At 66.7% G+C, this 8,841-nt stretch carries 10 protein-coding genes and 1 pseudogene; 4 read left to right on the top strand and 7 right to left on the bottom strand.

The features are described from left to right. The 5 genes and pseudogenes from Y706_RS0120880 to Y706_RS0120860 all read right to left on the bottom strand — a co-directional run. Positions 1 to 298 (bottom strand): annotated as a pseudogene (locus Y706_RS0120880) (c-type cytochrome biogenesis protein CcsB); the annotation flags it as partial. Next, the gene (locus Y706_RS0120875) at positions 298 to 2,085 is read right to left on the bottom strand and encodes a cytochrome c biogenesis protein ResB (protein WP_028278105.1); all 1,788 of its coding nucleotides are present in this window, start codon (positions 2,083 to 2,085) and stop codon (positions 298 to 300) included. The pseudogene Y706_RS0120880 and the gene Y706_RS0120875, both read right to left, overlap by 1 nt. After that, positions 2,085 to 2,840: a cytochrome c biogenesis CcdA family protein gene (locus tag Y706_RS0120870; RefSeq protein ID WP_028278104.1), complete on the bottom strand. Its 756-nt coding sequence runs from the start codon at positions 2,838 to 2,840 to the stop codon at positions 2,085 to 2,087. The genes Y706_RS0120875 and Y706_RS0120870 overlap by 1 nt, the downstream gene beginning before the upstream one ends. A 12-nt stretch (positions 2,841 to 2,852) precedes the next feature. Continuing rightward, the gene (locus tag Y706_RS0120865; protein WP_253906860.1) at positions 2,853 to 3,473 is read right to left on the bottom strand and encodes a TlpA family protein disulfide reductase; all 621 of its coding nucleotides are present in this window, start codon (positions 3,471 to 3,473) and stop codon (positions 2,853 to 2,855) included. A 2-nt stretch (positions 3,474 to 3,475) separates the two neighbouring features. Next, positions 3,476 to 4,141, bottom strand: a complete 666-nt coding sequence (locus Y706_RS0120860; protein ID WP_028278102.1) for a histidine phosphatase family protein — start codon at positions 4,139 to 4,141, stop codon at positions 3,476 to 3,478. Between the two features lie 213 nt (positions 4,142 to 4,354). On the opposite strand from Y706_RS0120860, the gene Y706_RS0120855 reads away from it, so the two are divergent. From Y706_RS0120855 to Y706_RS0120845, 3 genes are all read left to right on the top strand, one after another. Further along, positions 4,355 to 4,903: a YceI family protein gene (locus Y706_RS0120855; RefSeq protein WP_028278101.1), complete on the top strand. Its 549-nt coding sequence runs from the start codon at positions 4,355 to 4,357 to the stop codon at positions 4,901 to 4,903. A 218-nt stretch (positions 4,904 to 5,121) separates the two neighbouring features. Next, positions 5,122 to 5,838, top strand: coding sequence for a hypothetical protein (locus Y706_RS0120850; RefSeq protein WP_253906859.1), 717 nt, complete (start codon positions 5,122 to 5,124; stop codon positions 5,836 to 5,838). Between the two features lie 212 nt (positions 5,839 to 6,050). Continuing rightward, entirely contained in the window at positions 6,051 to 6,800 is a 750-nt protein-coding gene (locus Y706_RS0120845) for a hypothetical protein (RefSeq protein ID WP_028278099.1), read from the top strand. A 65-nt stretch (positions 6,801 to 6,865) separates the two neighbouring features. Here the strand turns inward: Y706_RS0120845 and Y706_RS0120840 are convergent, their stop codons facing one another. After that, positions 6,866 to 7,561, bottom strand: coding sequence for a redox-sensing transcriptional repressor Rex (locus tag Y706_RS0120840; RefSeq protein ID WP_028278098.1), 696 nt, complete (start codon positions 7,559 to 7,561; stop codon positions 6,866 to 6,868). Positions 7,562 to 7,635: 74 nt separating this feature from the next. Next, entirely contained in the window at positions 7,636 to 7,908 is a 273-nt protein-coding gene (locus Y706_RS0120835; RefSeq protein WP_028278097.1) for a glutaredoxin family protein, read from the bottom strand. Positions 7,909 to 8,039: 131 nt separating this feature from the next. On the opposite strand from Y706_RS0120835, the gene Y706_RS26900 reads away from it, so the two are divergent. Beyond that, the coding region (locus Y706_RS26900) for an HAD family hydrolase (RefSeq protein ID WP_043436810.1) at positions 8,040 to 8,841 on the top strand (802 nt) is incomplete at its 3' end.

The following is an 8,841-nucleotide window of genomic DNA, read 5'->3' as shown; positions in this document are numbered from 1 at the left end:
GGGAGGTGGCCGACGTCGGACGCTCGGCACGGCCTGCCGGGCCGCTGACGTCCGCATCGGAGCGGGCGACGTCGGCTCCGGCGGCCCCCGCGCCGACGCCGACGGGAACGCGGGCGGCATTGGCCTCGGCCGCCGCACCGGAGAGCTCCGCGGCCTTGAGGTCCACCGCGCGCAGCGTCTTGCTGCTCTTGGCCAGGTCCCAGGCGAAGGCGATGAACGCCACCGTGTACGTGCCGGCGGCCAGCAGCATGAACAGCTCGCTGTACTGGCCCATGGTTTCGTTGATCGAGAACGGCATTACTGATCCTTCTTCGACTCGGAAGAGCCGGCTGTTGACTGGATGAAGTCTTCTGCGGGTTGTTCAGGAGCGGCGTGCGTGCCGCCGGCACCCGTGCTGCCTGTTGCCGTGCTGGCCTTATCCGCCCGGTCATTATCCGCTGTTGCGCTGGGAGCGGGCTGGGAGCCGGTCGCGGCCTCATCGCCCAACAGCCAATCGTCGGAAAGGAGTTTGCGGATTGCCGCGGCCTCCCCGGCCAGGCGGTGGTCCTCACCGCGGGCCAGGAGACCGTACTCCACCATGGTGCGGCCGTCCTCGTGTGTGCCGGTGCGGACCCAGACGCGGCGACGGTTCACATAGAGCGAGGTCACGAGCCCGGCCACGGCCAGGAGCGCGAAGATCAGGGCGTACAGCTGGCCGGGGTTGTGGTGGATGTCCACGCCGATGTAGCGCTTGACGCCGTCGAAGCTGATGGAACCCTTGCCGTTCGGCAGCGTGTAGCTGCTCCCGGGCGCCAGGACGATGCCCTTGGTGTCCAGGTTGCGGGCGTTGAGCGGCGTGAGCTTCTTGACGTCGAGCTCGAAGACGTTCTGCGGGGAGCCCGCGTCCAGGCCGAGGTCGCCGAAGTAGGAATTCAGGGTCAGCTGCGGGTTGATGAGCTCCGGATCACCGCTGAAGGACACGCCCTTGTCGGTGACAAACGCCGTCGGCAGGAAGAACCCGGCGAAGGCGAGCTGTTCGGGTTTGGCGTCCGGAACCTTGATCACCACGGAGGAGTAGTAGTTCTCGCCCTGGAGCTTGGCCACCACGGGTCCCTGCATGGCAACATTGCCCGCGCCGTCGCGAATCGTGACGACGGGAGCGTAGCCGTTGCCGGTGAGGTACACGCTGGTGCCGCCGAGGCTGAGGGGGTCGTTGACCTTAAGCACCTCCTTCTTGGCGGGTGCGTCCGGGTTTTCCTTCGTGGTCACGGCGGCGGTGAAGTCGATGGGCTGACCAAACTTGCCCTTCGATTCACGGTCGAAGGTGATGTCGAACTTGTCCAGCTGGACCGAATAGGGCTGCAGCTGGCTGCTCTGGAAATTGGTGCCGGGGGTGAACTGGTCGTAGCCGACGAGGGTGTTGACGAACGTGTCGCCCTCCACCAGGATGCGCTGCCCGCTGTAGCCGAAGAGGCCGCCGGCTGCCACCGATACCAGCACTCCGATCAGCGCGGTGTGAAAGACGAGGTTGCCGACTTCCTTCAGGAAGCCGCGCTCGGCACCCAAGGACGGGCGGGCGCCGTCGCGGTCCCGCACGTCGACGCGGTAGCCGCGCTTTTTCAGCAGCTCGGCGGCGTCGGTGATGGCGGCCGACGCCGGGATCCCGCCGTCGGTCGGAATCACCAGGGTGCCGTATTCGGGGAGCCTGGACAGGCGGGCGGGGGTGCGCGGGGGCTGGGAGCGCATCGCTTTGTAGTGCGCGATGGCGCGCGGGATCACGCAGCCAATCAGCGAGACGAACAGCAGGATGTAGATCGCGGAAAACCAGGCAGAGGAGTAGACGTCGTAGAGCTGCACCGAGTCCAGGATCGAGCCGTAGTCCGGGTGGTCCTTGATGTACTGCGTGACAATCGCCGGGTTGGCTGGGCGCTGTGGGAACAGCGAGCCGGGCACGGCGGCGACGGCCAGCAGCAAGAGCAGGAACAGGGCTGTGCGCATGCTGGTCAGCTGCGTCCACGCCCACCGGAGCATGCCCAACGGACCCAGCGTGGGCAGGACGGCCTCGGGCTTCGGGGACTTCTTCTTTTCGTTCACGCGCTCGCTCATCAGATTGGCAAATTCACATCGGTTTGGAACCAGTACTGCAACCCGGAGACCCAGGTGCCCCACACACCGCTCGCCATCAGGATCCCAAGCAGGATCAGGATGCCTCCGCCGGTGCGCTGGATGGCGAGCCGGTGGTTGCGGAAGAAGGACATCACGCCAATGCCGCGGCGCACGGCCAGGGCGATCAGCAGGAACGGGATTCCCAGCCCAAGGCTATAGACGAACGCCAGGAACGCCCCCTTGGCCGCCGAGGAGCCGCCGGAGAGGCTAAGCAGCTGGACGGCCGAATACGTCGGACCGATGCACGGTGCCCAGCCCAGCCCGAAGGTGATGCCCAGCAAGGGCGCGCCCCAGAGACCGGCCGGGGGTTTGGCGTGGATCTTGGCATCGCGCTGGAGCCAGCCGAAGCCGCCCATGAACACCACGCCCATGACGATCACCAGGACGCCCAGCAGCTGGGTGATCCACATGTTCTGCGAGCCCGTGATGAAGCTGCCCAGCTGCCCGAAGGCGCCGCCGAGCAGCACGAAGATCACGGAGAAGCCCAGGACGAACAGCCCGATGCCGGCCAGCATGCGCCCGCGCCTTTGCTTCTGCAGGTCGACGCCGGTCAGCCCCGTGACGTAGCCCAGGTATCCGGGCACCAGCGGGAGGACGCAAGGCGAGAGGAAGGAGACCAGTCCGGCCAGCAGCGCGACGGGAATGGCAAGCAGCAGCGATCCGTTCAGGATGGCTTCGGCGAAGGGGCTGTTCACGGTGGGACCGCGCTACTCGGCCACGGCGGCGGCGATGAGGGACTTCAGGGTGCCCTGCTGGATTTCGCCCAAGACCCGGGAGGCGACGCGGCCCTGCTTGTCCAGCACGAGGGTGGTGGGCACGGCGCCGGGCGGCACGAGGCCGGAGACGGCCAACAGCACGGCGCCGTCCTTGTCGTTGAAGCTCGGGTACGTCAGGTTGAAGGTCTTGTCGAACGCGTCGGCCGTGGCCTTCTCATCCCGCAGGTTCACGCCGAAGAACTGTACGCCCTTGGTCTTGAATTCCTGGTTCAGCGCCTCGAGGGAGGGCGCCTCGACCCGGCAGGGGGCGCAGGCGGCAAACCAGAAGTTCAGCACGGTGACTTTGCCGGGGAAGTCCGCCGACGTGACGGCCGTGCCGTCGAACAGCGTCCCCTTGAGCGCCACGGGACTCTTGCGGTCCGCGACGGCGAACTCGGTGACGGACCCATCGCCGGCCACGTAGTTCTTGTTGTCTCCGGCCTTGGCCTGTTTGGCGAGGGCGTCGTCCTGGGCGCAGCCGGACAGCCCGAACACCGCGGCCAGCGCGGCCCCGCCGGCGGTCAGGACGCTGCGGCGGGACAAAGGCATGTTTTCGCGGCGGTCCGCGGACATGGTCAGGCTCCCGGGGTGCTGGCGGCACCGGGCAGCAGGGCGGCAGCGGGCTCGCTGTAGTCGACGCGCACGAGGCCGCCGGCGTCGTCGAACACCAGGGAAGTCACGGACGTCAGGGTGCATTCGCGCTTGCGCGGGTCGTGCCACAACGGCCGGCCTTCGGCGCTGAGCCGCGTGGCCCAGATGGGCAGCTGGTGGCTGACAAGGATGGCTTCGGCCCCGTTGCCGCCCAGCTCGATGGCACGGACGCGTGCGTCCTGGACGGCCGCGATGACCCGCGCGGCCTGCTCCTTGTACGGCTCACCCCAGGAGGGCCGCAACGGGTTGTACAGCCGGGCCCAGTGCTTGGGCCGCAGCAGCTCCGCCTTCGAGACGCGGAGGCCCTCAAAGTAGTTGGCGGCCTCGATGATGCGGGATTCGGTGGCAATCTCCAGGCCCAGGGCGTCGGCGATCGGCTGCGCCGTCTCCTGCGCGCGGGTCAGTGGGGACGCGGCGAGGTGGACGATCCTGGCCCCTTGCGCGGACCGCTCCCTGAAGTGTTCCGCCAGGGTGCGGGCCATCTCCCGGCCGAGTTCGGAGAGGTGGAATTCCGGCAGCCTGCCGTACAGGACACCATCGGGATTGTGGACCTCGCCGTGGCGGAGCAAATGAACAGTGGCTTGGGGCATGTCTACCAGTTTCTCAAAGATGCCGGTCGATCTGAAATCTTCTACGGGAGGTAGAACTGATGAGTTTGGAAAAATGTTCCCCGGAGTTGGAATAAAAGATGCAAATGCATGTTTATACTGGGTGAAGCAGTTAGTTGAGATTTCAACCAATGATGCTTCAACTAGCGATCAGACGAACCACCGCAGTACCAACCCGACTCAAGGAGAACCACCATGGCACTTCCCGCAAACGTCACCACCGGCACCTGGACCCTCGACCCGTCGCACAGCGAGATCGGCTTCACCGTCCGCCACGCCGGCATCAGCAAGGTCCGCGGTCAGTTCACCGACGCCGCCGCCACCCTGGACCTCGCCGAGAACGTCACCGACTCCAAAGTCAACGCCTCGATCAAGACCGCAAGCTTCGACTCCGGTGACGCCAACCGCGACGGCCACGTCCGCGGCGAAGATTTCTTCGACGTCGAGACGTTCCCGGAGATCTCCTTTGTCTCCAACACCATCGTCCCCAAGGGCGACGCCTACGAACTCCAGGGCGACCTCACCATCAAGGGCATCACCCGCCCCGTGGCCCTCGAGACCGAATTCAACGGCGTGGCCGTCGATCCCTTCGGCAACACCCGCGCCGGCCTCAGCGCCGAAACCACGATCAGCCGCAAGGACTTCGGGCTGACCTGGAACGCCGTCCTCGAAGCCGGCGGCGTGCTGGTCAGCGACAAGGTTGCCATCAACCTGGAACTGGCCTTCATCGCTCCCGCAGCATAGCCAGCATCAAGCACGGTCGCGGCCCGGTCACTCCCGTCCGCGTCTGACGGCCGACGCCGGTCAGCCGGGTCCAGCGCCCCGCTTCATCTTCGCGATGAAGCGGGGCGCTGTTGTTTTTCGCCGCTGCTGTCTGCCCCTCTCGGGCGCCGCCGTCGGGCACCGCGACGCGGCTCCAGATTCCCTAGATAACAGGGAAACGGCGGTCTACAGTGAGAGCCATGAGCAACCCGAGTGATGTACCTCCGCAGCAGCCGGGCGCCCAGCCGCCGGTGTCGGGCAGCGTCCCGCCCGCCGGCCCACCGCAGCTTCCCGCCAACCCGCCGCCCCCTCACGGATACCAGGCACCCCCTCCCGGGTACCAGGCACCGCCGCCCGGGTATCAGGTACCCCCTCCCGGGTACCAGGCACCGCCGCCGGAGTACCAGGGCCAGCCGGCGTCGGCCGGCGGATTCCGCTTCGAGATGCCCACCGACCGTCCCAGGAACTTCGGCGATGCACTGCCTGCCGGCGGGCTCTCCGGCATATTCAAGGTTGCCGCAATGCCCACCGAGCTGAAGGTCTCCTACTGGATCTGGCTGATCGGCGGGCTCCTGGGCCTCCTGGGTGGAGTCATCGGGTTGTTCGGGTCCTTCGTCCTGGTCGCCTTCGCGCCGGCAATCGGGCTCCTGGTGCTGCTGCTCGTGATCGTGGCGCTCGCACTGGCAACCGCTCAGATCATCCTGGCCATGAAAATGAAGGAAGGCCGGGAATGGGCCCGCTTCGCCCTCACCATCCTTGCCGGCATCTCCCTGTTGCTGGCACTCGTCAGTTCCGGCATCGCCGACGGCCGGGCGGGCGGAGGCCTGCCGGGCTTCCTCATCAGCCTCGTTGCGACCGTGCTCATGTGGCTGCCGAACGCACAGGCATGGTTTGCCGCCAACCGGGGCCAAATCTAGGCCTGCCGCCGCACAGGGCAGCCGCGGAATCGTGGCAGCGCCAGGGCTCCCCCGCCGCCACGCGCCGGCCATCGAATGGGGCTTGAGAATACCTCTCCGGAATGATCCACACGATGGCCGGCCCGCGGTACGGTTGAGCTAAACCATGCTGGGGGCAGGGCAGGATCTCTGATCCCGGTGGCCGATTCGATCGACACGCAAAGGACCCCTTCATGAGCAATCCCCCAGTCCAGCCCCCGCCTCCCAACGGCTCCGAGCCGGGCAGGGAATCCACTCCGGCCCCGCAGGCGCCGCAGTACGGCGAGAACGCCCCGCAGACGCCGCAGTACGGCCAGCAGACACCCCCCGCCTACGGCCAGAACAGCCCGCAGGCACCGCAGTACGGCCAGCAGACACCTCCCGCCTACGGCCAGAACGCCCCGCAGGCACCGCAGTACGGCCAGTCCCCGTACGGCCAGTCCCCCTACGCCCAGTACCCGTCCGACCAGCCGCAGGCTCAGGGCGCGGTTCCCCAGTTGGTCAATACGTCGTTCTGGCTGATCATCGCAGCCGGAGCCTTGTGGGTCATCTCCATGCTGGTGTCCCTGGGAACCCTGGACACCCCTGCCGTCAGGGACATGTTCGAGCAGCAGATGGCAGCGAGCGGCACGAGCGTCGACTTCGAATCCATCAAGGGTGTCCTGATCGGCACCATCGTGGTGTTTGCCGCCATCAGCGCCGGGCTGTACGCCCTCGTGGCATTCAATGTCCGCAAGGGCAGGAACTGGGCCCGCATCCTGGGCACCGTGTTCGCCGCATTGTCGGTCTTCAACATCATCCCGCTCAGCCTCGCCACCCTGGCGGCACTCGTGGGCATTGCGGCTATCGTGCTGCTTTACCTGCCCGCGGCAGCGCCGTATTTCCAGAAGCGGCAGCCCTTTGCCAACCCCTATGGACAGCCTGGAGCCCCCTTCGGGAAGTAGCGTCGCCAAGAACCACCCAGTGGGATACCGCTCAGCGGGCGCGGGAACCGGAGGGCTGGCCGATCTTAGTCGGCGTCTTCCGGGTCCTGCGCCCTTTGTGCGTGATAGGCCAGAATCTGCAGTTCCGTTGCCATGTCCACCTTGCGGAGGTTGACTCCCGGGGGGACCTGCAGCATCACCGGTGCGAAGCTGAGGATGCTCCGCACGCCGGCGGCTATCACCCGGTCGCAGACGTCCTGGGCCACCGCCGCCGGCAAGGCGAGGACCACCATGTTGGCACCGGTCCGTTGCAGTACCGGCTCAAGGTCGGCGGCGTCGCTGACCCGCAGCCAACCGACTTCACTGCCCACCACCATCTGGTCGGCGTCGAAAATTGCCACAATGTCAAAGCCTCGAGACTCGAATCCGCCGTACCGGGCCAGGGCTTTGCCGAGGTTGCCCGCACCGACGATCGCGACTTTCCAGTCGTGCGTCAACCCGAGGGCGGCGGCGATGTTGCGGTTGAGGTACTGGACCTCATAACCGACACCCCGGGTTCCGTAGGAGCCGACATAGGAGAGGTCCTTGCGCAGGGTCGAGGAGCTGACTCCGGAGGCCTCGGCCAGCGACTCGGACGAGACCCGGTCCACCCCCTCAGCCAGCAGCGTGGTCAGGGCGCGCAGATAGATGGTCAGCCGGGCCACGGCCGCGGGCGGAATCTGTTTGGCCGCAGTCCCGGCTCCCCCGGGGACAGGCCCGGGAGATGAATCCAGCGAAGTCACTATCTGCTCCATTGCGTCGCGTTGTGCTTCCCACTCTAGAGCCCCCGCGCATCACGCAACAAAGCACCCCGCCGTCAGGAAGGCTGGTCGAGGACCCGTTGCAGGGTCCGGGTCAGGCGGGCCTCGTCAATCTTCCAGAAATCCCGCTGTACGCCGTTGACCAGCACCACCGGGATCTCCTCGGCGAAACGTTCCCGCAGCCCGGCGTCGTCGTCCACCGATTTTTCCGACCAATCTATTCCGAGCGCAGCGGTGACCCGGCCGACGGCGGCACGCGCCTCTGTGCACAGGTGGCAGTCAGCCTTGGTGATCAGAACTACATCGGGTAAGGGTGCGGGTTTGGCCATGCATCCACCGTAGCCCGGCGGCCACTTCGGCGTCGACGCGCGGCGCAGTCCGCCCGGGTCCGGGCCCGTCCTGCCGTCGCGTCGCGCGTCCCGCGGGCGGCCGGGGGCCCGTCATTGACTAGACTCGTGGCATGCCCGAGGAGAAATACGTCATTGTGGCCAATGAGCCTGCTGCATCGACGCAGCACGGCGAGGCCGCATTTTTCGACGTCGACAACACCCTCATGAAGGGCGCAAGCCTTTTCCATGTCGCCCGCAAGCTTTACCAGCGTGGCGCCTTCACCCTGCCGCAGGCTGCCGGGTTCGCCTGGAAGCAGTTCATGTTCGTGCTGCGCGGCGAAAACATGGATGACGTCCATGCCGTCCGCGATTCCGCCCTGACGCTGGCCGCCGGCATCACGGCGAAGGACATCGAGGCGTTGGGCGAAGAGGTCTACGACGAGATGATTGAGTCGCGGATCTGGCCGGGGGCAAAGGCCCTGGCCGAACAGCATCTTCGGGTCGGGCGCAAAGTATGGCTCGTGACGGCGACGCCGATCGAGGTGGCCACTGTCATTGCCGCCCGGCTGGGCCTGACCGGGGCGCTGGGCACAGTGGGCGAGATCATGGACGGCTCGTACACGGGACGGCTTGTGGGCGAGATCCTCCATGGACCGGCCAAGGCGGTCGCGGTCCAGCACATTGCCGAGGAGCAGGGCCTGGACCTGAGCCGCTGCTGGGCATACAGCGATTCCCACAACGACATCCCGTTGCTGAGCATGGTGGGGCACCCCGTTGCCATCAATCCCGACTCCAAGCTGCGCCGCTACGCCCGCGAGCACAACTGGCCGGTCTACGACTTCCGTGCCGGCCGACGCGCCGCCACTCTGGGCTTCAAGGCCGCGACCGTCGGAGGGGCCATCTACGGCCTGTGGCGGGGGTTCTCCCGCTTCC

It is taken from the genome of Arthrobacter sp. I3 (assembly GCF_000520575.1).
GTDB lineage: Bacteria > Actinomycetota > Actinomycetes > Actinomycetales > Micrococcaceae > Arthrobacter > Arthrobacter humicola_A.
This window is presented reverse-complemented; position numbering and strand designations above follow the sequence as displayed.